The organism is Photorhabdus australis DSM 17609, from assembly GCF_000711895.1.
Classification (GTDB): Bacteria; Pseudomonadota; Gammaproteobacteria; order Enterobacterales; family Enterobacteriaceae; genus Photorhabdus; species Photorhabdus australis.
The window spans coordinates 1-24220 of sequence record NZ_JONO01000034.1 but is presented as its reverse complement, the minus strand read 5'-3'; the positions used below and the strand labels follow the sequence as shown (position 1 = coordinate 24220).

General features: G+C 42.5%; 27 protein-coding genes and 1 other RNA gene. 8 read left to right on the top strand and 20 right to left on the bottom strand.

What is annotated here, in order from left to right:
- Positions 1–157: 157 nt before the first annotated feature.
- From lepB to rpoE, 6 genes are all read right to left on the bottom strand, one after another.
- Complete coding sequence (gene lepB / locus BO26_RS11090; protein WP_036771382.1) at positions 158–1138, bottom strand: signal peptidase I; 981 nt, start codon at positions 1136–1138, stop codon at positions 158–160.
- A gap of 20 nt (positions 1139–1158) precedes the next feature.
- Complete coding sequence (lepA, locus tag BO26_RS11085; RefSeq protein ID WP_036771381.1) at positions 1159–2955, bottom strand: translation elongation factor 4; 1797 nt, start codon at positions 2953–2955, stop codon at positions 1159–1161.
- Positions 2956–3150: 195 nt separating this feature from the next.
- The gene (gene rseC / locus BO26_RS11080) at positions 3151–3615 is read right to left on the bottom strand and encodes a SoxR-reducing system protein RseC (RefSeq protein WP_036771379.1); all 465 of its coding nucleotides are present in this window, start codon (positions 3613–3615) and stop codon (positions 3151–3153) included.
- Positions 3615–4571, bottom strand: a complete 957-nt coding sequence (gene rseB, locus BO26_RS11075; RefSeq protein ID WP_036771377.1) for a sigma-E factor regulatory protein RseB — start codon at positions 4569–4571, stop codon at positions 3615–3617. The genes rseC and rseB overlap by 1 nt, the downstream gene beginning before the upstream one ends.
- Positions 4571–5227: an anti-sigma-E factor RseA gene (rseA, locus tag BO26_RS11070; protein ID WP_036771375.1), complete on the bottom strand. Its 657-nt coding sequence runs from the start codon at positions 5225–5227 to the stop codon at positions 4571–4573. Before rseA ends, rseB begins: the two co-directional genes overlap by 1 nt.
- Before the next feature lie 39 nt (positions 5228–5266).
- Positions 5267–5836: an RNA polymerase sigma factor RpoE gene (gene rpoE, locus BO26_RS11065; protein WP_036771374.1), complete on the bottom strand. Its 570-nt coding sequence runs from the start codon at positions 5834–5836 to the stop codon at positions 5267–5269.
- Positions 5837–6038: 202 nt separating this feature from the next.
- Between rpoE and nadB the strand changes: the two genes are divergently transcribed.
- The gene (gene nadB / locus BO26_RS11060) at positions 6039–7643 is read left to right on the top strand and encodes an L-aspartate oxidase (protein ID WP_036771372.1); all 1605 of its coding nucleotides are present in this window, start codon (positions 6039–6041) and stop codon (positions 7641–7643) included.
- Positions 7644–7692: 49 nt separating this feature from the next.
- Here nadB and trmN read toward each other — a convergent pair whose 3' ends face one another.
- Complete coding sequence (gene trmN, locus BO26_RS11055) at positions 7693–8427, bottom strand: tRNA(1)(Val) (adenine(37)-N(6))-methyltransferase TrmN (RefSeq protein WP_110882734.1); 735 nt, start codon at positions 8425–8427, stop codon at positions 7693–7695.
- Positions 8428–8580: 153 nt separating this feature from the next.
- Between trmN and srmB the strand changes: the two genes are divergently transcribed.
- Positions 8581–9927 carry an ATP-dependent RNA helicase SrmB gene (gene srmB, locus BO26_RS11050; RefSeq protein ID WP_036771368.1) on the top strand — a complete coding sequence of 449 codons (1347 nt, stop codon included), beginning with the start codon at positions 8581–8583 and terminating at the stop codon, positions 9925–9927.
- Positions 9928–10089: 162 nt separating this feature from the next.
- Here the strand turns inward: srmB and BO26_RS11045 are convergent, their stop codons facing one another.
- From BO26_RS11045 to BO26_RS11015, 7 genes are all read right to left on the bottom strand, one after another.
- Complete coding sequence (locus tag BO26_RS11045; RefSeq protein WP_036771366.1) at positions 10090–10443, bottom strand: hypothetical protein; 354 nt, start codon at positions 10441–10443, stop codon at positions 10090–10092.
- On the bottom strand, positions 10430–11044 hold the full coding sequence (locus tag BO26_RS11040; RefSeq protein WP_036771364.1) for a rhomboid family intramembrane serine protease: 615 nt from the start codon (positions 11042–11044) through the stop codon (positions 10430–10432). The genes BO26_RS11045 and BO26_RS11040 overlap by 14 nt, the downstream gene beginning before the upstream one ends.
- Positions 11045–11065: 21 nt before the next feature.
- Positions 11066–11257 (bottom strand): hypothetical protein, encoded by a 192-nt coding sequence (locus tag BO26_RS11035; RefSeq protein ID WP_036771362.1) that lies wholly within the window; start codon positions 11255–11257, stop codon positions 11066–11068.
- Between the two features lie 102 nt (positions 11258–11359).
- Positions 11360–11779, bottom strand: a complete 420-nt coding sequence (locus tag BO26_RS11030; RefSeq protein ID WP_477707023.1) for a hypothetical protein — start codon at positions 11777–11779, stop codon at positions 11360–11362.
- A gap of 10 nt (positions 11780–11789) precedes the next feature.
- On the bottom strand, positions 11790–12011 hold the full coding sequence (locus tag BO26_RS11025; protein ID WP_036771358.1) for a hypothetical protein: 222 nt from the start codon (positions 12009–12011) through the stop codon (positions 11790–11792).
- A 419-nt stretch (positions 12012–12430) separates the two neighbouring features.
- Positions 12431–13018: an ankyrin repeat domain-containing protein gene (locus tag BO26_RS11020; protein ID WP_036771357.1), complete on the bottom strand. Its 588-nt coding sequence runs from the start codon at positions 13016–13018 to the stop codon at positions 12431–12433.
- A gap of 15 nt (positions 13019–13033) precedes the next feature.
- Entirely contained in the window at positions 13034–14050 is a 1017-nt protein-coding gene (locus tag BO26_RS11015; protein ID WP_036771356.1) for a Tle-like phospholipase domain-containing protein, read from the bottom strand.
- A gap of 659 nt (positions 14051–14709) precedes the next feature.
- On the opposite strand from BO26_RS11015, the gene ung reads away from it, so the two are divergent.
- The gene (ung, locus tag BO26_RS11010; protein ID WP_036771354.1) at positions 14710–15390 is read left to right on the top strand and encodes a uracil-DNA glycosylase; all 681 of its coding nucleotides are present in this window, start codon (positions 14710–14712) and stop codon (positions 15388–15390) included.
- A 53-nt stretch (positions 15391–15443) separates the two neighbouring features.
- On the opposite strand, the gene grpE is transcribed toward ung, so the two are convergent.
- A complete protein-coding gene (grpE, locus tag BO26_RS11005; protein WP_036771352.1) occupies positions 15444–16025 on the bottom strand; it encodes a nucleotide exchange factor GrpE in 582 nt (193 codons plus the stop codon).
- A 124-nt stretch (positions 16026–16149) separates the two neighbouring features.
- Between grpE and nadK the strand changes: the two genes are divergently transcribed.
- The 3 genes from nadK to bamE all read left to right on the top strand — a co-directional run bounded on the left by nadK (position 16150) and on the right by bamE (position 19238).
- Entirely contained in the window at positions 16150–17028 is an 879-nt protein-coding gene (gene nadK / locus BO26_RS11000) for an NAD(+) kinase (RefSeq protein ID WP_036771351.1), read from the top strand.
- Between the two features lie 88 nt (positions 17029–17116).
- A complete protein-coding gene (gene recN / locus BO26_RS10995; RefSeq protein WP_036771350.1) occupies positions 17117–18778 on the top strand; it encodes a DNA repair protein RecN in 1662 nt (553 codons plus the stop codon).
- 112 nt (positions 18779–18890) lie between these two features.
- The gene (bamE, locus tag BO26_RS10990) at positions 18891–19238 is read left to right on the top strand and encodes an outer membrane protein assembly factor BamE (protein WP_036771349.1); all 348 of its coding nucleotides are present in this window, start codon (positions 18891–18893) and stop codon (positions 19236–19238) included.
- 56 nt (positions 19239–19294) lie between these two features.
- Here bamE and BO26_RS10985 read toward each other — a convergent pair whose 3' ends face one another.
- Together BO26_RS10985 and BO26_RS10980 are read right to left on the bottom strand one after the other, a co-directional pair.
- Entirely contained in the window at positions 19295–19591 is a 297-nt protein-coding gene (locus BO26_RS10985; RefSeq protein ID WP_036771348.1) for an RnfH family protein, read from the bottom strand.
- Positions 19584–20018: a type II toxin-antitoxin system RatA family toxin gene (locus BO26_RS10980; RefSeq protein ID WP_036771346.1), complete on the bottom strand. Its 435-nt coding sequence runs from the start codon at positions 20016–20018 to the stop codon at positions 19584–19586. Before BO26_RS10980 ends, BO26_RS10985 begins: the two co-directional genes overlap by 8 nt.
- Positions 20019–20175: 157 nt before the next feature.
- Here BO26_RS10980 and smpB point away from each other — a divergent pair, with 157 nt between their 5' ends.
- On the top strand, positions 20176–20658 hold the full coding sequence (gene smpB / locus BO26_RS10975; RefSeq protein WP_015833415.1) for an SsrA-binding protein SmpB: 483 nt from the start codon (positions 20176–20178) through the stop codon (positions 20656–20658).
- A 50-nt stretch (positions 20659–20708) separates the two neighbouring features.
- Positions 20709–21072: a transfer-messenger RNA gene (gene ssrA, locus BO26_RS22090) on the top strand.
- A 653-nt stretch (positions 21073–21725) separates the two neighbouring features.
- Here ssrA and dinQ read toward each other — a convergent pair.
- The 3 genes from dinQ to BO26_RS10955 all read right to left on the bottom strand — a co-directional run.
- Positions 21726–21809, bottom strand: coding sequence for a damage-inducible type I toxin DinQ (dinQ, locus tag BO26_RS24635; protein WP_420864701.1), 84 nt, complete (start codon positions 21807–21809; stop codon positions 21726–21728).
- Between the two features lie 471 nt (positions 21810–22280).
- A complete protein-coding gene (locus tag BO26_RS10960) occupies positions 22281–23918 on the bottom strand; it encodes a type VI secretion system Vgr family protein (protein WP_036771341.1) in 1638 nt (545 codons plus the stop codon).
- The coding region (locus BO26_RS10955) for a baseplate complex protein (RefSeq protein WP_036771339.1) at positions 23918–24220 on the bottom strand (303 nt) is incomplete at its 5' end. The genes BO26_RS10960 and BO26_RS10955, both read right to left, overlap by 1 nt.

The following is a 24220-nucleotide window of genomic DNA, read 5'->3' as shown; positions in this document are numbered from 1 at the left end:
ATAGGTCAGAATTCGTCAAATAAAAACGCACACGCAACAGACCTGTACGGGAGGCCCTGACAAAACTGTTGCGTTTGCACTGGCTCCTTATCAGGAGCCAGTCATTAAGTTTGAAAGGATATTCTACACCGCGAGTAAAATTAATGCTTCGCTAATATTAATTAATTCCACCAATACGGCTAAAGCGAACTCCGGTAGGCCATTCCCCTTCCTGTTTCTCAAAACTCATCCAGATTGCTGAAGCGCGGCCAACCAGGTTTTTCTCAGGAACAAAGCCCCACTCACGGCTATCAGCACTATTATCACGGTTATCACCCATCATGAAATAGTGACCTTCAGGCACAATCCACACTCCCTCAGGCAAACCTGGCTGACGGAAATTCGGCCTCGGCAGTACGCCCGGAATCTCCAAAATATGGTGGGTTGTCACCCCCAGATTCTCAATCCGTTCACCCTGCCGCATGCTGTAAGGGGGTAAAGTTTCTTCAACAGGTATCTGGAAAACACCTATCTTTTTCAGGCTCTCACCATGGGAATTGACGCCATACTGTTTCATTGTCCACTCACTTGGGAACAGTGAACCATAAGAAACCGGTAGCTCTTCCTTACAACTTTCTATTTCACCGCAACCAGAAAAAATACGTAGTTCTTTCTTCAACGGATCATAAATAATTTTATCGCCCGGCAAGCCAATCACTCGTTTGATGTAATCAAAACTTGGGTCCAACGGATATTTGAATACGGCAATATCACCACGCTTTGGTTCGCCAGTCTTAATCAATGTAGTTTGAGTGATGGGATCTTTCAATCCGTATGCATATTTCTCCACCAGAATGAAATCACCAATCAATAAAGTTGGCATCATAGAACCCGATGGGATCTGAAATGGCTCATAAACAAAAGAGCGCAAGATCAGAACCACGGCCAGCACTGGGAAAATGGATGAGCAAGTATCTATCCATGTTGGTTTGTTAATAGTCTCAGCCAGATGCTCCTGATCCATTGTACCTTCAGTTAGCTCCTGCAATCTGGCAAGTTTCTTCTTGCGCGCTGGGGCCCATTTGAAACGATCAATACACCAAATAATGCCGGTGACTAACGTTGCCAGCGTTAGGATCAGGGCAAAAGTGTTAGCCATTTAGACTCCTTACAACCTTATTAATTGTCTTTACCAACATGAAGAATGGCTAAGAAAGCTTCTTGTGGTAACTCAACATTACCAACCTGCTTCATGCGTTTCTTACCCTCTTTCTGTTTCTGCAATAGCTTTTTCTTACGGCTAACGTCACCACCATAACACTTCGCCAAGACGTTTTTACGCAATTGCTTCACTGTCGAGCGAGCAATAATATGATTGCCAATCGCAGCCTGGATCGCGATATCAAACTGCTGACGAGGAATGAGTTCTTTCATCTTCTCGACCAATTCCCGACCACGATATTGGGCATTGTCACGATGAGTAATCAACGCCAATGCATCAACTCGTTCACCGTTAATTAACACATCCACACGAACCATATCAGATGCCTGGAAACGAGTGAAATTATAATCCAGTGATGCATAACCACGAGATGTAGATTTCAATCGATCAAAGAAATCTAACACAACTTCAGCCATCGGTATTTCGTAAGTCAGTGCAACTTGTTTACCATGGTAAACCATGTTGGTCTGCACTCCACGTTTCTCAATACATAAGGTAATGACATTCCCCAGGTATTCCTGAGGTAACAACATGTGACACTCAGCAATAGGTTCACGCAACTCTTCAATATTATTCAACGGCGGCAATTTAGAAGGGCTGTCCACATAGAGAATATCGTGGCTGGTTGTTTCCACTTCATAAACAACCGTTGGTGCCGTTGTAATAAGGTCGAGATCATATTCACGTTCCAGACGCTCTTGAATAATCTCCATATGCAATAGACCAAGGAAACCACAACGGAAACCAAAACCCAGTGCAGAAGAACTCTCCGGCTCATAAAACAGAGAAGCATCATTCAGACTCAACTTACCCAATGCATCACGGAATGCTTCATAGTCATCCGAACTGACAGGAAATAACCCCGCATAAACCTGTGGTTTGACTTTCTTAAAACCTGGCAGTGGTTTTTCCGCAGGCTGACGGGCCAGCGTCAATGTATCACCAACTGGGGCACCAAGAATGTCTTTAATCGCACAAACCAACCAACCTACTTCACCGCAATCTAATACATCGCGGTCAACTCGTTTCGGTGTAAAAATGCCAAGACGATCAGCGTTATATACCTGACCGGTACTCATCACTTTGATTTTGTCGCCCTTGCGCAAGGTGCCATTTTTAATACGCACCAGCGAGACAACACCGAGATAGTTATCAAACCATGAATCGATAATCAGTGCCTGTAACGGCGCACCAGGATCGCCTTCCGGAGCCGGAATCTCTTTAACTAAACGCTCAATGACATCTTGTACGCCTACACCCGTTTTGGCTGAACAACGCACTGCATCGGTAGCATCAATCCCAACAATGTCCTCAATTTCTTCTGCTACGCGCTCAGGCTCCGCAGCAGGTAAATCGATTTTATTCAGAACCGGAACAACTTCCAGATTCATATCCAGAGCGGTATAACAGTTAGCCAGTGTCTGAGCTTCCACACCCTGCCCGGCATCAACTACCAGCAATGCTCCTTCACATGCAGCCAACGAACGGGAGACCTCATATGAGAAGTCAACGTGCCCTGGCGTGTCGATAAAGTTTAATTGATAGAGCTGCCCATCATTGGCTTTGTAATCCAGGGTCACACTCTGCGCCTTGATGGTAATACCACGTTCACGCTCAAGCTCCATGGAGTCCAGCACTTGCTCTGCCATTTCACGATCTGTTAAGCCACCACAAATTTGAATAATACGGTCAGATAACGTCGACTTACCGTGGTCAATGTGGGCAATAATGGAGAAATTTCGTATTTGCTTCATTATAAATATTTTTCTGCCTTGGTATTTCTGAATCATTCGCCTAATGGACACACAGAGGGACATAAAGCGACGGTTTATAGGTTTGGCCACCGGCCTAAAAGGCTGTATTCTACATGCCAAATCTGTGAAAACCTAGTCATGCCTGTGGCTTTAGTATGATCAGTAAATTAAAAGTTCTGTGTGATTAAAACAGATTTATTCCCGATGCTGAACATGAATTACATCAGGAGGCAAGCCAATTTGTAAAACTACCGGCTGGTATTCCTGCCGATTATCCCAATAAGTAGCAACTTTGCGGGCAAGGAAAAACCCTGAGACTCCTCCCAATATACCACCACAAAACACCCATAATTGATTGGTCATCCATAACTGAATAAGTACACCACCAAGGAATAGCCCAATAAGTGGCGTCAGATAAACCAGTAACGCTGAACGCAGTAAGCTTCCTTCGGGGATACCAACCTCCACTTTCTGCCCGGGTTGTAACGGCTGTAAAATCTCAAGTTCGAGCTGATGAACACCATCTGGCCCTAGTTTGTTCAGTAAATAAGAACCACACGCAGCACGAGCCTGACAACTGCCACAACTAGAAGAAGAACCATAGCGTAATAATGCTCTGCCTTGCTGCCAATGGATTACTGTTGCCCATTCTTTGATCATCAGTTAGCTCCCATAAATGCAACACCTGCAGCAACATATTTAGCGGTTGCCAATGGTAGTTCACCAATAATAGCCACCTCCTTTGCCCCACGCGTTACACTATAAATCGTTCGGTTCCCACGACGAAGAAGATGCTCTAATTTACTGGTTTTATCCGCGTTAATCACATTCACTGAAAAACTGAATAAACCATCACTGAACATAATAGACTCGAGCGAATCATTATTCGACAGTTTACGCCGGTTGCGTGAAACCTCAGTGAAACCATCCGGCAATTTACCTACTTTCCAGTTGAATACCGCCTTCTCTGATGATGGAACGACCAGCATTGGTGGCATATTCAGGCGAGTAATTACACTCATTGCCTCATAGACATCCCCACCTATTGTCGAGGAAACAACCCGAAACTGTTCAAGCGTCTCACTATCACGATCAAGTAAATCAATACGTAATGGTAAATGCGTTTCTTCGTCGATAAGTAAAATGTAATTATAACGTACTTCATCTTTGGAAATGATGCGTACAACCCGGCAAGGTCTGTCACCTATATGAGTACGACCAACATCGATGAAATTGTAGTATTTTTTCAACTGAGTGAAGTCAGCAAAAACAACCGCAGGTAAATAATCAATAATATGATCACCGTTAAGACTGAACGCATCCAACCCTGGTTCAAAATAACTGATCTCATTACCGCGCTGGACAATCTCCCTACGGGAACCATCCATCTGCATGATTTGAGCAATTGGAATACCATTGATAATGGCATGCCGATAACGAACTGAGACAATAGCTTGCGGGCTGAGATTAATAAAGGCAAGCTCATAAGTTAGAGACTGAGTGGCGCTACCCATTTCCTGCAACAAAGCCTCAGCGCTGCTAAGCTGTGCCGAGGCTTGTAGAGGAGTAAACAGGCTGCCCGCCAGCAAAAAGACGGAAAACCAGATATGTTTCATTACTGCTGTTGTGTTCCTAAAGATTGCGTTCCGGGGACCGGAATGGCGACCTGTGGTGGAATTCCCTGTCCGTCATTTTGTTCAAAATGTACACGGCGATCAAGTTCATATTGTTGTAGCATGATATTAATGCGTTTATTACGTTCCTGCACTTGTATACGCTGATCATTACCAAACATATCGTCGCCAGAAGGCACTCCCAGGCTCACCGGTGATGCAGATCCCATTATAGGCAATGTATTGAATACCGGTGTATCAGATTGATATCCAATATCCACAGAATTATGACTATTATACTGCTGTACGCCTATCAGTACCGCCAACGAAACACAGGCAGCAACCCCCACTTGAGTAATTTGACTTCCCCAAGGGCGGAGTTTCTGCCAGAACGTCGCTTTTTGCCAAGCCTCCGGCTGAGGCTGGGATTCAGGAACAGCCCCAGGGTTAAAATGAACAGGCTCCTTCTCAAGTACCCGCGCAACCCGGCTCGCAATATCCATATGCAATACTTCAGTCACATCACCGCGCAATGTGTCACGGATCAAGTGGTAATTTTCCCAGTGTTTCTGCATTGCAGAATCTTTAGACAAAATACTAACGACTTCACTATCAAGAGCTTCGCCATCCATAAGTGCGGAAAGTTTTTCTCTTTGCATGTCAAAGTACCCTTCAGTATTATCCCACTATTTTTAATTTTAAATCAGTGGTTGAATTTTATCATCAATGGCTTCCCTTGCCCGGAAGATACGGGAACGAACTGTACCTACTGGACAATCCATAACAACGGCTATCTCTTCATAGCTTAGCCCATCTAATTCCCTCAGAGTTATTGCCATTCGCAAATCCTCAGGAAGAGATTCAATAGTCCGGAAAACCATCTGCCTTAATTCTTCTGACAACATTAAATTCTCAGGGTTCGAAATTTCTTTTAGTGCGTTCGAAGCTTCATAATTTTCAACGTCACTGACATCCAAATCAGTCGATGGTGGACGTCGCCCTTGAGAAACCAAATAGTTCTTTGCAGTATTTACTGCGATACGATACAACCAAGTATAAAAAGCACTATCGCCACGAAATGAAGCTAATGCCCGATAGGCTTTAATAAATGCCTCCTGCGCAACGTCAGGAACATCACCCTGCGGAATATAGCGGGATACAAGGCTCGCTACTTTATGCTGATATCTGACTACCAGTAAGTTAAACGCCTTTTGGTCACCTTTCTGCACTCGCTCGACCAGCATTTGATCCGTTAACTGCTCGCTCATCCGAGGTTAAATCTCCTGAAGAAAAACTCCGTATTAATATTTATTAAACCAACCATTATGTCCTGTTTTCCGAGCAAGCATGGCTTTGAGTAATAAAATTCTGCGAAGTTCAATTTCTGTCATCATTTTGTTGCAATCATAGCCTTTATCATATCTGATAGGCTAACATGATTTTTACTCATCTTCTTCAATATCATCAACTATGCAACCATTATTCTCACAACATTACAGCGATGTACTTATTATCGGCAGTGGTGTGGCTGGCCTGTCTCTGGCTTTACGGCTCGCTTCACAATACAAAATCACTGTATTAAGTAAAAGTATTCTCAGTGAAGGCGCATCTTATTACGCACAAGGGGGGATAGCCGCTGTATTTGATAAAACAGATAGTATCGCATCTCATGTTGAAGACACCTTGATTGCCGGAGCAGGACTTTGCGATAAAAGTGCTGTCGAGTTTATCACCAGCAATGCCCGCCATTGTGTACAATGGCTGATTGAACAAGGTGTTTCATTTGATACAGAAACCCGTGAAGATGGAAAAAAACAATATCATCTGACCCGTGAAGGTGGCCACAGCCATCGACGTATTCTGCACCATGCAGATGCAACAGGTAAAGAAGTAGAAACCACACTGGTTGAAAAAGCCAGGTCTCATCCGAACATTATTGTGAGAGAGAGCTGTAATGCAGTCGATTTGATTACCTCAAATAAAGCCCAATTCAATGGGAATAATCGAGTGGTTGGCGCTTATATTTGGAACCGCCAGCAGAAACAAGTAGAAACTTATCGCGCTAAAGTCGTTGTACTAGCAACCGGTGGTGCAGCTAAAGTTTATCAATACACCACAAATCCCGATATCTCATCCGGTGATGGCATTGCAATGGCATGGCGTGCAGGCTGCCGTATCGCCAATCTGGAATTTAATCAGTTTCATCCGACTTGTCTGTTTCATCCACAAGCACGTAATTTCTTGCTAACTGAAGCTCTAAGAGGTGAAGGCGCTTATCTGAAACGACCAGATGGCAGCCGTTTTATGCCTGATTTTGATGAACGTGCTGAACTGGCCCCTCGCGACATCGTAGCCCGGGCTATTGACCATGAAATGAAACGTCTTGGCGCTGATTGCATGTTTCTGGATATTAGCCATAAACCAACTGATTTCATCATCCAGCATTTTCCAATGATTTATGAAAAACTACTGACGTTGGGCTTTGATCTAACAAAAGAACCGATTCCAATCGTGCCTGCCGCACATTATACCTGCGGTGGTATAGTCGTCGATCATCATGGACGTACTGATCTCAACAATTTATATGCTATCGGTGAAGTCAGCTACACTGGCCTGCATGGTGCAAACCGTATGGCATCCAATTCTTTGCTGGAATGTTTAGTTTACGGCTGGTCTGCTGCAAAGGACATCCAACAACAGATTAAAAAAATCGAAGCAGTACCAGAACTCCCCTTTTGGGATGAGAGTCGCGTTGATAATTCAGACGAACAAGTCGTAATTCAGCACAATTGGCACGAATTACGCCTGTTTATGTGGGATTACGTTGGTATCGTGCGTACAACCAAACGCCTGGAACGAGCATTGCGCCGCATTAATTTGCTACAGCAAGAGATTCACGACTATTACTCCAATTTCAGAATCTCCAATAATCTATTGGAATTACGAAATTTGGTGCAAGTCGCTGAATTAATTATACGCTGTGCACTAGAAAGGAAAGAAAGCAGAGGTCTGCATTTCACGCTGGATTATCCCAACTTATTGCCAGAGTCAAAACCAACAATTCTGGCACCTTGATCTCTGCCAGCGAAACCTACTCATAACGACACACCCCAGCGTGATTATTTCAATAATAAAGATAGAAATCCGTCACCAGTTGCTGAAATTCCAATGTGTATACACCATCTGGCTGACGGATGGTTAACTCACTGATTAAACCTGTATTTTCCTTACGAGAAAGTGCCAACAACATTCGATGTAATGGCTTATCTTTCCTATCACGAATATTAACCCGATCATGAGAAAACCAGCCTCGCTGACACGCCATTGTTTCGAATACCTCACCAATAGCATATGGCAATACCACACAGAACAGGCCATCTGGCGTGACTAACTTTTCTGCATATTGCAATAATCGCTGATGAGTCAGAGAGCCAGTATAACGAGCCTGCTCCCTTGCCTCATTCCGGCAAGCAATAGCCGGCTCAAAATAAGGTGGATTACTAACAATCAGGTCATAACATTGTAAATATCGATCAGCAAAATCACCAATATCCTGATGATAAACATTTACTTTTCTCCGCCACGGGGACCGTTCTACATTCTCTCGTGCCTGAAATGTGGCATTTATATCCAGTTCCACCGCATCAATTTTTATATTTTCATCGGTACGCTGCGCCAACATCAGAGCAATCAACCCGCTACCACAGCCAATATCCAAAATTGCTTTTTTGTCATTAACCGAAGCCCATGCGCCTAATAGAACACCATCAGTCCCTACTTTCATTGCACATCGATCATGACCGACAAAAAATTGCTTAAAAGTAAATCCTCCCTGACGCAGAGATCGTTTCTGTTCCAAATTAATAACCTACCATCTGTCAGTACAAAAAAATTTCGCTATAGGATAAGGGGAATTATGTTCCGATAAAAGCTATCTGCTTCCCTAACAGTATTAATAGATGAACAATATGCCCAACCTGTTTATAATCGGCGACCCAAACAGAGGTATATGATGACTGCAACAAATTTTTCTGAACTTGACCTAGATGAACGCCTGCTTGATGCTCTGAATGACAAAGGTTACTCCCGCCCAACAGCAATTCAAGCAGCGGCTATTCCAGCAGCAATGGATGGATGTGATGTTTTGGGTTCCGCACCGACTGGTACAGGTAAAACTGCGGCTTACCTACTGCCAGCTCTACAACATTTACTGGATTTTCCACGCAAAAAATCTGGCCCACCACGCATTTTGATCCTAACACCCACCCGTGAATTGGCAATGCAGGTGGCAGACCAAGCAAAAGAACTTGCTACACATACCAATCTGGATATTGCTACGATTACTGGCGGCGTAGCATATATGAACCATGCAGAAGTTTTCAGTGAAAATCAGGACATTGTCGTCGCTACTACAGGCCGTCTGTTGCAATATATCAAAGAAGAAAACTTTGATTGCCGAGCAGTTGAAACACTGATCCTTGATGAAGCAGATCGTATGCTAGATATGGGTTTTGCCAATGACATTGAAACCATAGCTGGTGAGACCCGTTGGCGCAAACAAACTATGCTATTCTCTGCGACTCTGGAAGGAGACGCTATTCGTGATTTTGCTAAACGCTTACTGGAAGATCCAGTTGAAATTGATGCAGAACCATCGCGCCGCGAACGCAAAAAAATCCAGCAATTTTACTATCGAGCAGATAATCTGAAACACAAAATTGCCCTGCTTTGCCATTTACTGAAACAACCGGATGTTACTAAGTCCATCATTTTTGTTCGCAAACGCGAACGTGTACATGAGCTTGTAGATGAATTGCGTCAAGCCGGTATCAAATCCTGGTACCTCGAAGGGGAAATGGTACAGGCTAAAAGGACAGAGGCGGTTAAGCGCTTGAATGATGGCAGTGTCAATGTTCTGGTTTCCACTGATGTTGCTTCCCGTGGATTAGATATTGATGATATTAGCCATGTTTTCAACTTCGACTTACCGCGTACCGCTGACGTATATCTACACCGTATTGGCCGCACAGCTCGCGCAGGTCGCAAAGGTACCGCGATTACCTTAGTGGAAGCACATGATCATCCTTTATTAGGCAAAATCAGCCGCTATATAAACGAGCCACTGAAGTCACGGACTGTTGATGAACTCCGTCCAACAACCAGAGTACCAAGTGAAAAAACCAGTAACAAGCCATCGAAAAAAGTACTGGCTAAGCGCAAAGAAAACAAAGAGAAAAAGAAAGCCGAAGAGCTAAAGAAAAAAGTAAAAATACGCCATCGAGATAGCAAAAATATTGGCAAACGTCGTAAACCTTCTGGTAATCCAAGACCTGAAGCCCCAACTAACAGCGATGAGTAAATCTTTAAACGGGCCAATTGGCCCGTTGATTATACCCGTCGTCTTTCAAGTTTCCTCTTTGTTGGCTACACTCGCCTACCTTGGTCACATAGTTTACCATGCACCCGGGATTCACTCCTTTACTGTCGCGATGCATCTTGAAATCCATAGGGTATAAAACCATTAAGCAAAATATGGAAACACTATTTCATATATATATTCATACAGATTAACTTCATTCAAGATGATAAATGCCTTGATTGAATTACCAAACTCTAAATCAAAATCCCTTTTATCAACAATATTAATCACAATTTCAGCCGTGCCGTTTTTTACGCCAAATATAGCCTCAACTTTCCCTTTTATTGCCCCAATTATGTATCTATTCTTTTCATCATCTAAACTGTACTTTCTTTTCTCTAAATTTAATATATCAGATTCAAGCTTAATTAATCGACTACGTGATGAAAATAATTCCATTCTATATTTGATAATATTTTTCTTGGATAAATAATTATTATTTTCAAATAGCAACATTATCAAAATAAGATTTATTTTTCCTATAGAAAAACAAACTCATTATAAGCCCAATACAAATAGAAAGAACATGGCCTGGCTTCGGGTAGTGAGCATAAATAAAATCTAGAGCTATTGCCGGCAGCATGGAAAAAACAACAGCAAACTTTAATATACTAGAAGTATGCTCTTTGACAAAAACCAACAGCAATGCAAAGGAGGATACGCCCAAAACAGCTTGTGATGCTCCCGTACCAATATTCCAAGGGTAACTAACAAAGTTAGTGCTATAAAGAGTTCCCAAGGCACCAGAAGTAAACCATAAAACTAATAAAAATTTAGATCCAAGATGTTTTTCTAATAAAACTCCCAGTATGGAAAGTGATAGCACATTGTAGACCATATGCAGTTGTTTAACATGTATGAACTGAGAAACCAGAAGTCGCCAATACTCAAATTCATATAATCTATTTGGTGTTAATCCTCCATATTTCTCTAGATCTATAATACTCATTTTACCGATAAAGCTATCTGTTAATGAATATGAAACAAATGTGGAATAAACAATTGTCACACATACTATAAATACTGTTGTTATAGGAGCTTTTTTAATTTGGAACATTCAATACTTCCTTCATAATCATTACATAACATCATAAATTATATCAGACAAATCTTTAAGTGTAACATCTATATCATCAATTTTACTTGATTCTATATTACGCTTAAAGTTAGTAACAATCTCAGGATTGTCCAACCATCTTTTTATTAAGCCAAATCCATTAGATTGATTTTCAAAACAAAAAACAAATTTTCTTTTGTTTGTCAACTCCATTATCCATCTTTCCATTGGTAACCCAGAGAAATGTACTAAAACGGGTAAATTGAATCTAATTGATTCCAATACTGTGTTTGGAGCAGATTTAAAGTATAGAAATTATCTGTTGTTTGTTGAAGCCTCTAGTGCCAACTTTAGATAATCCTTATTATCTAATGTATTATAAATACATGCTCTATCTGCATACTTCCTATTTAAATCTATGCATTCATCATACAATTTCTTATTCGAGGCAATAACCATGAAAATTTTAGGTTTCGAGGGATGTTCGAAAGAGGTTTTTAATACATCAAAGTAACCTTCTTCACATCCATTGCAGAGAATTAAAATAGAAGGAATGTCCTTCTGTTCGATTTGATAGTTTGAAACTGGCTTAAATAATGGAACAGTCTCTAATATATGAAATTTTTTAACCATATCAGAATTTGGGTAATAATTTGTAGTTCTAATCGTCAAATCACTACTAAAATGTTGATATATTTTAATATCTAACAAACCAGGATTAGTTATGAAGTTCACAGTTTTGAAGTCAAAATAGAATTTTTTTGAATGCATGGACTATTTTTGCAATAACACCTTTTGTAGATATAATTAACGATGGAAAGTTATTATCAATGACACTCGATAATGATTCATTTAATACCTGCTCATTATTGAAATTACTAATCCATGAATCAATATCATCTATCAACTCATCATATAACTTCAATTTAATGTGAGGATCATAGTAACTTGCAGCAATCTCTTGCATCCTTAATCCAAACTTGCTGAACACAGGCACTAATTCATCAAAACAGATTAGCTCTGCAGAAAAAACCTCTTTACTGTTTTGAAGTAAGATATTTTTTCGGTGTCGGGTATTTCAATGCACCAGAACTCCCTATAAACTCTCTGCGGCGAAGATCTTCATACAGGTGTAAAAATGCATCATCAGAATCATGATGATTGATGATTCGCTGTTCTTAGCAAAAATATCCTGGTACAGGTAATTTAATTTACCTAAGCGCTATGCTTACTTATTGGAAACATTAAGCATGTTTGAATTACCAGCAAAGCTTCCTGACAGAAAATATCCGGGAGTAGTGAGGAGTAAACCGCAAAAATACCCGGTAAAAAGGGAAGCCAGCCAGATTAACTGACTGGCATTAGGCCAAATAGCCCGTTTTTATCTTACTTCAAATAATACCGGCTGACTTGCTGCGCTTTCAGCCAATGATTGACTTCATTATATTCCGCTTGCATCTCATAGCTCCGCGCTTTTAGCGGTGTGAGATTGAGATACATCTGGAATGTTAACTGCTGCTTGTTTTGCAATTTAGGATCAGCTCCTGACTTCAACAATATCAGCACCAGTTCCGGCGAATTAATTTTGGCTGCAATATGTAACGGAGTATCTCCAATCCGATTAGCCTGATTGGGATTAGCACCAGCGGCCAACAGTAATTCAATCTGCATTTTTCTCCCTACCTGAACCGCAACATGTAAAGGTGTTGCTAAAGTTACGGGATGCATAATATTCACATCAGGAGCAAATGATAACAAAGATTTAAGATAATCAGGGTTGTTGATTTTTGCAGACGTATGTAAAGCACTTTCTTGTTGCAAACCAAGTTGAGTAGGATCAGCGCCCTCTTTCAGCAAATTATTAACATCATCCATTCGCTGATTGAATATAGCCCATTGTAACGGAGTTATATTTTCTTCACTCCGATGACAATCCAGTTCCAATTCAGGCTCAATTATTTCACCAATTTTCATCGCGCCTCTCTTTAATTATGCGGAAATACTCAGATCCGGTTCATTAAGCATGACTAGAGATTCTTCTTGTTGTTCATCATTTAAAGATGACCAAGGTTTGTATATCGTTAATAATTCCATCATCTTTTTAAGAGAATGTGCTTTTAGTCCACGTATCAGATTATGAGGAAACCCTTGATCTGATTCTCCTGAATTATCATTATATTTCAGTAAGATTTTATGGCCTATCGGCTGAGATACGGGCAGTTTCCGTTGTAATACATCAAGTAAATCATGTTCCACAACATAATGACGCACCAATCCATTTTCAGCGATAGCCCTACCCTCTTGGGGTGAAAAACCCAAATTTTTCATCATATTGTCAGAAACACCGGCTGAATTAAATACTACCGCAGGCTTGCCAACGGATAATGCAGCTGTCGCTGCTAATCCTCCCCCCAAAGAATGCCCAGTAAATAACACATTTTCCCCAAATACCATTCTGGCGGTACGAGCTAAATCAATGGCTTGATGATATTGAGCTTCATCAAATCCAAAACCTTGTCGTAAATTAGCTAATATATCCTTCAAATCATTAGTGCCCACAAAAGCAACTATATAGAGATCATCATTCCGATAAATACCTGCCTGAAAACCCGTTGTTTCATCCCTTAAATTTGCCGGTTCTATTCCTGCCTTTAATAATTCACCGTCAGAAAGACGAACATAGTCACCTATTCCCATCGTGGTGCGTATGTAGACATCATCAGAAATTAAGGTCAACATATAATCAATTTCATGAGATTGCTTACCACTAATTTGTTCAGACTTAATTCCAGTGATTGACTTTAAATTAATGTTAATACTCTGTTCATTAATTAATGATTGATAGACTCTATTACTTTGTTTAGTTGTTTCCGAAAGGGAAAAAATTTCTGTGTTCGCTTTTTCAATATTCTGGTCTGAAACAGAAGGCGGTGTAACAAGTTGAAGATTATTTAAAACGGGAAAACTTGAATCGACTGATAGATTCATTTCAATTGATAAACTCATAAAATTCCCCTAAAGATAGTTGAAAATAATCGACGATCTAATTAGTACAACTAATCTATCGGCAGGAAATAACATTAAGTTAAATAAATGTTTAATTTGTGTTACCAATCGTAATGAGTTGTGATTTCTATCTCTGATATCAGATCAATTTCTACCTAGTATTTATCAGCAACTTAAATACCAGTAATCATTTCTATCTCTATGCTTATATACCCAATGGATTTCAAGATGAATCGCGACGGCAAGGGAGCGAATCCCCGGGAGCATAGATAACGATGTGACCGGGGTGAGTGCAGCCAACAAAGAGGCAACTTGAAAGATAACAGGTATACAACAAACCCAATTACCAAGAACATCATTCTGGTTATTTGGTCAAACCAATATATTTGATACCCACATACCAGTATGAATGAGGATATCCATTGATTCAGCCCAATTAATTTCATATAGTTACTACAAATATCTTGCAACTTTATCGTTTAAATAAGTATTTATCGCTAACTAACTACAAAGGAATTATTCTGATAAATTTTCAAAAATACTTCATGACATTGAAATATTTATCAAAAATTTAGTTTTAATGTTCATCAAAGGTTTCCCTCTGATTTTGGAGTCGGTAAGCTAACGTCCATCTGGTAATTATATAGAAAGGATTTGTTATGTCCGCGCCTCTCATATGGCACAACGTGATCGGTAATGAGAAAAAACAACCTTATTTTATCGACACACTGGCCTATGTCGCCAAAGAGCGTCAAGCAGGTAAAACCATTTATCCACCACAACAAGATGTATTTAATGCATTCCGTTACACCGAATTGGCCGATATTAAAGTTGTAATACTTGGGCAAGATCCTTACCATGGCCCTAATCAGGCACACGGCCTCTCTTTTTCTGTGCAACCTGGTATTCCTGCACCACCGTCACTGGTTAATATGTACAAAGAACTCGCATCTGATATACCTGACTTCCAATATCCAAATCACGGTTGTCTTATCAGTTGGGCCAAACAAGGAGTGCTACTCCTCAATACTGTATTAACCGTAGAACGCGGCAATGCTCACTCTCACGCGAATCTGGGCTGGGAAACTTTCACAGACAAAGTTATTGCGGCTATCAACGAGCATCGCTCAGGCGTAGTTTTTCTTCTCTGGGGATCTCATGCCCAGAAAAAAGGCTACTTTATCGATAACAACAAACACTATGTTCTCAAAGCACCCCACCCATCTCCTCTATCCGCCCATCGAGGATTCTTTGGCTGCAAACACTTTTCAAAAGCCAATGAATTGCTTGAAAAACAAGGGCTAGAACCAATCAACTGGACACCCGAGTTACCACAGTAAAAAAATGCCGCCCCAACTGGAGCGGCATGCATTATCTACATACTGAGCTAAAATTACTTTGATACAGCTACCATTGCTGGGCGCAATAAACGACCATTTAAGGTATACCCTTTCTGCATGACCATCATGACATGATTAGGCTCATGCTGATCGGACTCCATCATGGTCATGGCCTGATGAACTTCAGGATTAAAAGGAACATTTGTGTCGCCAACAATTTCAATACCAAATTTACCCACAGCCCCAAGGAAAGACTTCAACGTCAATTCAATACCTTCAATCATTGGTGCTATTTCGGTGTTAGTACGATCCACTGCATCCAGAGCTCGCTCAAGATTATCAATCACTGGCAATAGTTCATTAGCAAATCTTTCTAACGCAAATTTATGGGCTTTTTCTACATCTTGCTCAGTACGACGACGGATATTTTCAACTTCAGCTTTAGCACGCAAAATAGCATCACGTTCACGCTGCTGCGCCTGCTTGAGCTGTTCTTCCAGCTCTACGACTCGCGGATCAACAACGTTTTCAGTCTCTGATGCTTCTGCTTTATCCGCACTGTTTTGCTGTTCAGATATAACTTCCATATCTTCCGAGACTTGCTCGTCAGGCACTTTTTGTTCTTTACTACTCATGAATATCTCCGCGTATTTGGCATTAATCTCGCTACTTGGCTTATTATGGGGATCTAAACTAGGGATTCAAGGGAACCTGTCATATTGTGAGGACAAAACCTCTTGCTGAAGGAAATTTACAACGATGAATAAAAAATTCAAATGCATTGGTATTGTTGGGCATCCTCGTCACCCAGAAGCACTTGCTACTCATGAAATGCTTTATCACTGGCTAAAATCCAAAGGTTACTGCGTAATTGTTGATCGTCAGGTCGCCAAAGATATTGGCTTGAAAGATGCACAGACCGGCGGCCTGACTGAAATTGGTAAACTGGCTGATTTGGCTGTTGTTGTTGGTGGTGACGGCAACATGCTAGGCGCTGCTCGGGTTCTTTCCCGTTATGACATTAAAGTTATCGGGATTAACAGAGGCAATCTAGGTTTTCTGACAGACTTAGATCCTGATAATGCTCTGCAACAACTTTCTGAAGTACTCGATGGCGAATATCGCAACGAACATCGTTTCCTACTCGAAGCACAAGTCAGAAGAAACGGTCAAAAACCCCGTATCAGTAGCGCAATCAATGAGATAGTACTCCATCCGGGGAAAGTGGCTCACATGATTGAATTCGAAGTTTATATCGATGAGCGTTTTGCTTTTTCCCAACGTTCTGACGGACTGATTATCGCAACACCAACCGGCTCTACAGCTTACTCACTTTCCGCAGGAGGGCCAATTCTAACACCTAATCTGGATGCTATCGTCCTGGTGCCGATGTTCCCACATACGTTATCTTCCCGCCCATTAGTTATCAGTAGTGAAAGCAGTATCAGATTGAAATTTTCCCAAAACAGCAACGATTATGAAGTCAGTTGCGATAGCCAAATAGTTCTGCCTATACAAGATGGTGAAGATGTCATTATTAATCGTAGCAAACAGAAGCTCAATTTGATCCACCCTAAAGACTATAATTACTTCAATACACTAAGTACAAAACTCAGTTGGTCTAAAAAAATGTTCTGAAAATATGGGCAACACTACTTTACTGTATAAAAAACCAGTTTATACTGTATGAAAATACAGAGGTGTTTTTATACACAGGAGAAGCAGAATGCTCACCCAGTTAACCATCAGCAACTTTGCCATTGTTCGTGAACTTGAAATTGAATTCCGGCCAGGTATGACAGCCATAACTGGTGAAACTGGTGCTGGTAAATCCATCGCAATTGACGCATTAGGTTTATGCTTGGGTAATCGCAGTGAAACCAATATGGTGCGTAGCGGGGCTTCTCGTGCTGATATCTGCGCCCGTTTTTCTCTTACTGATGCTCCTTCAGCTCGTCAATGGTTGGAAGAGCACCAACTTGATGACAGTAACGAATGCCTGCTGCGACGCACCATAACTTCAGATGGCCGTTCAAGGGGCTTTATTAATGGTACCGCTGTGCCACTTTCCCAATTACGCGAACTGGGCGCCCACCTTATTCAGATTCATGGTCAACATGCTCACCAATTACTACTGGATAGCAACCACCAAAAACGTCTGCTTGATACTTACGCGAATCAATTCAATCTGCAAAATGAGATGAAACAGACATATCAGAAATGGCACCAAAGCTGTCAGGATCTGGCCAAATTCCAACAACAGGCTCTTGAGCGTCAATCCCGTCGGCAGCTACTGGAATACCACCTGAAAGAACTAAATGAACTGGCACCGCAACCAGGTGAATATCAGGAACATGATAATGAATACAAACGGCTAGCAAACCGTGGCCAACTATTATCTGTCAGCCAAAATGCTCTCCAACTACTGTGTGATAATGATGAACAAAATATTATCAGTCTGCTGAATCACGCTAAACACGAGCTGGCAGAACTCATCACTATGGATGACAAATTCAATAACTTACTCACCATGCTGGAAGAAGCCTCCATCCAAATTAACGAAGTTAGTGATGAACTTCGTCACTACGGTGATCAATTGGATATGGACCCAAACCGCCTGTTTGAACTGGAACAGAAGATTTCGCAGCAAATCAGAATAGCTCGTAAGCACCATGTTGTACCGGAAGAACTACCATCATTACATCAACAACTACTAGAAGAACAGCAACTACTTACTCAACAAGAAGATGATTGTGCTCATCTCTGCGAACAAGTAAATAAACATCATAAGCAGGCATTAGAGGTAGCAGAAAAATTACATCTGGTTCGCCAGCAATATGCCAAAGAATTAAATGAGCTAATTACTAACAGTATGCATCAGCTCTCCATGCCTCACGGGCGCTTTACCATTGATGTCTCTTTTGTACCTGAACACCTAAATGTTGATGGTGCAGATAAAGTGGAATTTAATGTTACGACTAACCCTGGTCAACCACACCAATTACTGGCGAAAGTTGCTTCAGGTGGTGAACTTTCCCGTATTGCACTGGCAATTCAGGTTATAACAGCAAAAAAAATGGAAACTTCAGCTCTGATTTTTGATGAGGTGGATGTAGGCATCAGTGGTCCGACAGCTGCAATTGTCGGTCGCCTGTTGAGAGAATTAGGTGAATCCACGCAGGTCATGTGCGTCACTCACCTACCCCAAGTAGCTGGTTGTGGTCACCAACACTTTTATGTCAGTAAACAAACTGATGGTGAAGAAACTGAAACACAAATGCAGTTACTGGATAAAAAAACTAGGTTACAAGAGCTGGCGCGACTTCTCGCTGGTAGTGAAGTCACAAAAAACACCTTAGCAAACGCAAAAGAGCTACTGGCAGCATGATAGATACAACTTTTGCATATATTTGGGGTCATAACTAAGGCTTGTAAAGGTTTTCAATCTCATCAAGGTCTATTATTATCAACATCCTGACTCCTAAAGGAATGTAATTACCATGCGCTGTAAAATGTTGACTGCCGCTGCTGTATCATTCGTTATGCTAACTGCGGGTTGTTCTATGTTGGAACGGGTTGTGTATCGTCCTGACATTAATCAGGGAAACTATCTAACATCTGCGAATATATCAAAAATCCACAAGGGAATGACCCAGCAACAGGTTGCCTACACATTGGGGACACCAATGCTACAGGACCCGTTTGGTACTCAAACATGGTTTTATGTATTTCGTCAGCAACCTGGGCATGAAAAAGTGACTCAGCAAACCCTGACACTGACATTTGACAGTAATGGTGTACTGACTGACATTAAAAACGAAAATTCACTTACTGAGAATCCTCGATAGCAAAGAAACATAAACAGCCAGTCAGAAAAATATAATGACTGGCTGTTTATGAACAATTATTGAGCATTATTATTCTTAGCCCGCTCAGCACGCTTACGACGCATTTCTTTTGGATCGGCCAATAATGGGCGGTAAATTTCCACCCGATCACCCTCTTCCAAAATATCCGTCAGCTTGGCGGGACGACTATAAATTCCGACTTTATTTTTTTGCAGATCAATATCATTACGCAAAGTCAGCAAACCTGATGCAACTATCGCCTGCTCTACAGTCGCACCTTGGGACAATTTCACAGTACGCAGATATTGACGGTTAGGCAGTGCATAAACAACTTCAATATTGATATCAGACACTATAAACCTCACGTGCACGTAAAGTAAAAGCCTGAATCATACTTCCAACTAATTCCTTAAAAATCCTACCGAAAGCCAATTCAATGAGCTTATTAGTAAATTCAAAATCCAGGTACAACTCAACTTTACAAGCATCTTCACTAAGTGGAATAAACTGCCAACCACCCATCAATTTACGAAAAGGCCCATCCACCAGTTGCATATTAATGCTTTGGTTATCAGCCAGAATATTCCGAGTAACAAAAGTCTTACTAATACCCGCTTTGGAAACATCGACTGATGCAGTCATTTCATTACTACTGACACTCAACACACGACTGCCGACACATCCCGGTAAGAAATCCGGATAAGAACCAACATCATTGACCAATTTGTACATTTGTTCCACGCTGTACGGTACTAACGCAGAGCGACTAATCTGTGGCATATCATTTCCTGTAAGGCTTAATTGTGGCAAATAATATCACCTATGCGTGATCAAAGAAAAATCTGTCAGCGTATGATGCAATAAATACTCATTAATCAGCAAATATGCTGCGGGAAAAGATTTCTTTCATCAAAGCATTCAGTATAATGCACACACTATGACAAAGAAAAAAGCACACAAACCCGGTTCGGCAACCATTGCCATGAATAGACGAGCCCGTCACGAATACTTCATCGAAGAAGAGTTTGAGGCTGGTCTCTCGTTACAAGGATGGGAAGTCAAGTCACTACGCGCTGGTAAAGCTAATATCAGCGACAGTTATGTTTTGCTCAAAGATGGCGATGCTTATCTTTTTGGTGCCACCATCACCCCGTTAAATGTAGCTTCTTCCCATGTCGTCTGTGATCCAATGCGTTCACGCAAACTCTTACTTAATCAGCGCGAACTTGACTCATTATATGGTCGAGTCAATCGTGAAGGTTATACCGTTGTTGCCTTATCTCTCTATTGGAAAAATGCCTGGTGCAAAGTCAAAATTGGTGTAGCAAAAGGCAAAAAGGCACACGACAAACGTTCAGATATAAAAGAACGTGAATGGAAATTAGACAAAGCACGTATTATGAAGAATGCTGGGCGATAAATTCTGGCATTATAGTTTAGTATTCTGATATACTCGCGTTTAAGACACTTGGGGCTGATTCTGGATTCGACGGGATTCGCGAAACCCAAGGTGCATGCCGAGGGGCGGTTGGCCTCGTAAAAAGCCGCAAAAAAATAGTCGCAAACGACACACAATACGAACTAGCAGCTTAATAACCTGCGTAGCTCCCTCTCTCCCTAGCCTCCGCTCTTAGGACGGGGATCAAGAGAGGTCAAATCCAAAAGAGATCGCGTGGATGCCTTGCCTGGGGTTGAAGCGTTAAATCTAATCAGGCTAGTTTGTTAGTGGCGTGTCTGTCCGCAGCTGGCAAGTGAATGTAAAGATTAGACTAAGCATGTAGTACCGAGGATGTAGGAATTTCGGACGCGGGTTCAACTCCCGCCAGCTCCACCAAATAAATCAAGAGGTTGCGTGAAAACGCGGCCTCTTTTTGTTTGGCAATGGCGGCAAAGTGGCGATAGAATTTTTTTACGCCTTACAGTTTTATTCTTCTAATGAGCTTTTTTAGCCAACCAACAATCAATCTCAATAAATTTCAGTTCTCCACTATCCTCAAAGCCGCATAAACTCTGAACCCTTTAACACTACACGGCTTTCTCTGGTGATCTATTTAACCCACGTAAAACGGATTTTTATCTTTAATATCATTGCATTGACATCTTTTCCGTGATCCGCTTTTGATCCAGAAACTGAAATTCCCTGAAAATCTTTTCACACTTTCCAGTTTACGATTTTTCCCACACTGCCGGCATTGGTGCGGTCTGGCGATTCGGTTTGTAGAATTTTAAAACTGAAATAATTTTTTGATCCAAAACGTGCAGGCGGGTGCGGTGTAGTCCGTTTTACGTCAGGTTGACGTTTATTTCGTGGGGATTGTGCAGCATGGGCACGGCGCAGGAACGCAGATCCAAATGAACCGTAGCGAGAAGTGAATTGAGAGGTGAACGGCGTTGTATGCGTCTGGTGGTGTTTTATTGAGGGTGCGCTAGAAATGTTAAAGGCCACCGGGCGGTTAACCCGATGACCTTATCTACGTTTCCGTTATTTTACTTCAGAAATGTACGGATCAGCTCTAAAAGCGCAATTAGTGCTTTTAGAACGATGATAGTGGCGTTAATAACCTCTTTCATCCGTTCGCTCCTATGAGCAGGAGCACGGCTTAACCAGCCATTGCCTTTACGCTGCCTGTCCGGTTGGTTTCCGCCACGTCAGTTGTGGAACACCGCGCTCTGACCGAGGCACTGAAGCAGCACCACCTGTTCTTCAGCCAGGGCTTTGATACATTCCGTAAAACCTACGAAACGCTGAATTCCTTTTCCATATCAGATGCTTTTTAACGGCGGTCATTGCGCAAGCTCAACTAACAATCATGAATTATAAATTTATTTTCAGATCATTCAATCAATTCAAGTGATAAGTAGATAAAACAAAAAAGCCAACCTCACTAGTTGGCTTTTTTGTTTTATCCATACGTGATGGAGCATATTTGTGCTATTACTGAAGTTGGTGGCCTCAGTCACAGCGCGGTATTCCACAACTGACATAACCAGTCTAATACCTGTAGCGTAAAATATCAACCCATGCATACCGATAAGTGGCACTCACCCAATCACCGGCGAATATTTCTGTTTCAGTCCCTCAGAGTGATGGGCTGTGCCTCTGATGGCGCTAGCGTTCTCCGGGGTGCCAGTGTTGTGATGGGTATGGGCGGCGGTCAGTTCGGCCAGTTCTTTCACCACATCCAGGGTCTCTAACATCAGAGTCATGACGTTCAGTTGTTGGCTACCCACCCAGACCACGGGTGCCACGATTTCCTGTTTGACGCCGGCGATGCTCTGCTTAAGCAGGCCGATTTTTTCTATCAGCTTTTGGCCCACATCGATATTGGCCTCTTTCCCTACACTGGCGAGGTAATTGTCGGATGCTGCCAGACTGTAATCCCCGTCAGCCACCTGCTGGATTGCGCCTGCCAGTAGTGTGGACGTTCCCAGCACCGTGGTTTTATCCGTGGCCTGAATGGTGGTGTCACGGGCAACCACGGTGCGGTTTTCCGTGTCTGCCCTGACGACACGGTACATGGAAGACTCATTAATGGTCTGGTCAGTCTGGCGTATCCAGCTCCCTTCCTGTGTCACCCGTTGCGAGACTTCCGCCCGTTGCTGCTGTAACTGTTCACCCGGCTTGATATCCGGCAGGGTGTTGCCCTGACTCAGGGTCTGGCGGATAAAGGGCTTATCGGGGCGTCCGCCCTCAAACGCGATTTCAACCACAGTGCCGATGGGCGGATACTGGAACATCCCCGATTCACCGCCCGCCATCGGCAAGGGCAGCGGCACAGCACGATAAACCGGGGCGGCGGCGTCTTTACCGTCTGCATCCAGCAATTGCACATCGACTGCATAGCGCGGGCGGAACGGGTCGGAAATATCCCCACTCGCCGTACTTTCGGTATGTGCCTCAATGCGGCCAAATTTGGGCAGATGCAGCCCCGCCGATAATTCCGGGTATGCCGCATCAATCTGGCGCTGAATAGGCGTTTTGCCCGCTTGCTGGTTTTTTGGCATCCATATAATGATCATGTTTTCATTGTTGAGATTGACCTTATTCAGCCGTTGCTGATTGACCACAAAGCCGGGGCGCAAGGATTGGATCATCGGTATGGTCATGGCATTGCCCGCCGATTGTCCCTGACTGAATTCATTGGGGATCTCGACAGGTTTGTCCTGAAACATCGCATGCGCCCAGTTGCCGACATACACCGAACCATCCGGCAACTGGTGCCAGATATAATCCTCAATAGCAAAGACCTGCCCCAGATTTGCCAATAATTGGTAGCCTGTGCCGTTATGGGTGTAGTGCGGGACAGGCGTATCCGTATAAGGTGCATCCGGTAAAATAAACGTCAACCCGCTGTGCTCCTGCAACCAACCCGTAATCTGGCGCAGGGTCGGGTGCTGAAATGAGCACGGCCACGCCTTATCAAACACGCCGACCAGTTCACGGACAAACAAACGCTGGTAACCGTTCTGAGCAGGCTGCGAACGCTCGACATAGCCTGTAAACCAGCGCAGCAACAAATCGGTATAACCCACATCAAGACGCACCAGTTTTCCGGTGTAATCCGTGGTGGTTTCTGCCGTGATAAAGCCCCGGCCACAGGCTGACAGTTCCAGCATAAGATTGGCATCCACCAAATGGATCTCATCATTGGACAGGTAAAGCCGGTTAAGGGGTTTCATTAACTGCCCCCGATATGATCATTAATCGGTTTTAGAACCTCACGCTCAAACCAGCTTAATTTTTCCGGCTCTTCCCTGGCTGCGGTGCTGCCGCCTTTTCCGGTTTGTTTCCTGGCCGAAACAGTGCCGGCTGCACGGGCATCGCGTTTTTCAGACACCGATAAATGTTCCCGCAGGGTAAAAGTGACCTGCCATGCCTGCTTACCGTCCAGCTTGCTGGCATCAATGGTACTGGTGAAGGTGCCAATGCGAAAATTGATGGCCTGTGCGGTCAGGTTGGCGACCCTGTAGCGTTTCAGGTT

Bases quoted from the DNA above. Each gene is read 5' to 3' on its own strand.
- BO26_RS11020 (WP_036771357.1), bottom strand. From the start codon at position 13,018: ATGAAAATTGGTGAAATAATTGAGCCTGAATTGGAACTGGATTGTCAT.
- rseB (WP_036771377.1), bottom strand. From the start codon at position 4,571: ATGAAACATATCTGGTTTTCCGTCTTTTTGCTGGCGGGCAGCCTGTTT.
- BO26_RS11015 (WP_036771356.1), bottom strand. From the start codon at position 14,050: ATGAGTTTATCAATTGAAATGAATCTATCAGTCGATTCAAGTTTTCCC.
- rseA (WP_036771375.1), bottom strand. From the start codon at position 5,227: ATGCAAAGAGAAAAACTTTCCGCACTTATGGATGGCGAAGCTCTTGAT.
- nadK (WP_036771351.1), top strand. From the start codon at position 16,150: ATGAATAAAAAATTCAAATGCATTGGTATTGTTGGGCATCCTCGTCAC.
- BO26_RS10960 (WP_036771341.1), bottom strand. From the start codon at position 23,918: ATGAAACCCCTTAACCGGCTTTACCTGTCCAATGATGAGATCCATTTG.
- smpB (WP_015833415.1), top strand. From the start codon at position 20,176: ATGACAAAGAAAAAAGCACACAAACCCGGTTCGGCAACCATTGCCATG.
- nadB (WP_036771372.1), top strand. From the start codon at position 6,039: ATGCAACCATTATTCTCACAACATTACAGCGATGTACTTATTATCGGC.
- BO26_RS11025 (WP_036771358.1), bottom strand. From the start codon at position 12,011: ATGCAAGAGATTGCTGCAAGTTACTATGATCCTCACATTAAATTGAAG.
- rpoE (WP_036771374.1), bottom strand. From the start codon at position 5,836: ATGAGCGAGCAGTTAACGGATCAAATGCTGGTCGAGCGAGTGCAGAAA.
- recN (WP_036771350.1), top strand. From the start codon at position 17,117: ATGCTCACCCAGTTAACCATCAGCAACTTTGCCATTGTTCGTGAACTT.
- dinQ (WP_420864701.1), bottom strand. From the start codon at position 21,809: ATGAAAGAGGTTATTAACGCCACTATCATCGTTCTAAAAGCACTAATT.
- bamE (WP_036771349.1), top strand. From the start codon at position 18,891: ATGCGCTGTAAAATGTTGACTGCCGCTGCTGTATCATTCGTTATGCTA.
- rseC (WP_036771379.1), bottom strand. From the start codon at position 3,615: ATGATCAAAGAATGGGCAACAGTAATCCATTGGCAGCAAGGCAGAGCA.
- lepA (WP_036771381.1), bottom strand. From the start codon at position 2,955: ATGAAGCAAATACGAAATTTCTCCATTATTGCCCACATTGACCACGGT.
- BO26_RS10980 (WP_036771346.1), bottom strand. From the start codon at position 20,018: ATGCCACAGATTAGTCGCTCTGCGTTAGTACCGTACAGCGTGGAACAA.
- srmB (WP_036771368.1), top strand. From the start codon at position 8,581: ATGACTGCAACAAATTTTTCTGAACTTGACCTAGATGAACGCCTGCTT.
- BO26_RS11045 (WP_036771366.1), bottom strand. From the start codon at position 10,443: ATGTTGCTATTTGAAAATAATAATTATTTATCCAAGAAAAATATTATC.
- lepB (WP_036771382.1), bottom strand. From the start codon at position 1,138: ATGGCTAACACTTTTGCCCTGATCCTAACGCTGGCAACGTTAGTCACC.
- grpE (WP_036771352.1), bottom strand. From the start codon at position 16,025: ATGAGTAGTAAAGAACAAAAAGTGCCTGACGAGCAAGTCTCGGAAGAT.
- BO26_RS11035 (WP_036771362.1), bottom strand. From the start codon at position 11,257: ATGGAGTTGACAAACAAAAGAAAATTTGTTTTTTGTTTTGAAAATCAA.
- ung (WP_036771354.1), top strand. From the start codon at position 14,710: ATGTCCGCGCCTCTCATATGGCACAACGTGATCGGTAATGAGAAAAAA.
- BO26_RS11040 (WP_036771364.1), bottom strand. From the start codon at position 11,044: ATGTTCCAAATTAAAAAAGCTCCTATAACAACAGTATTTATAGTATGT.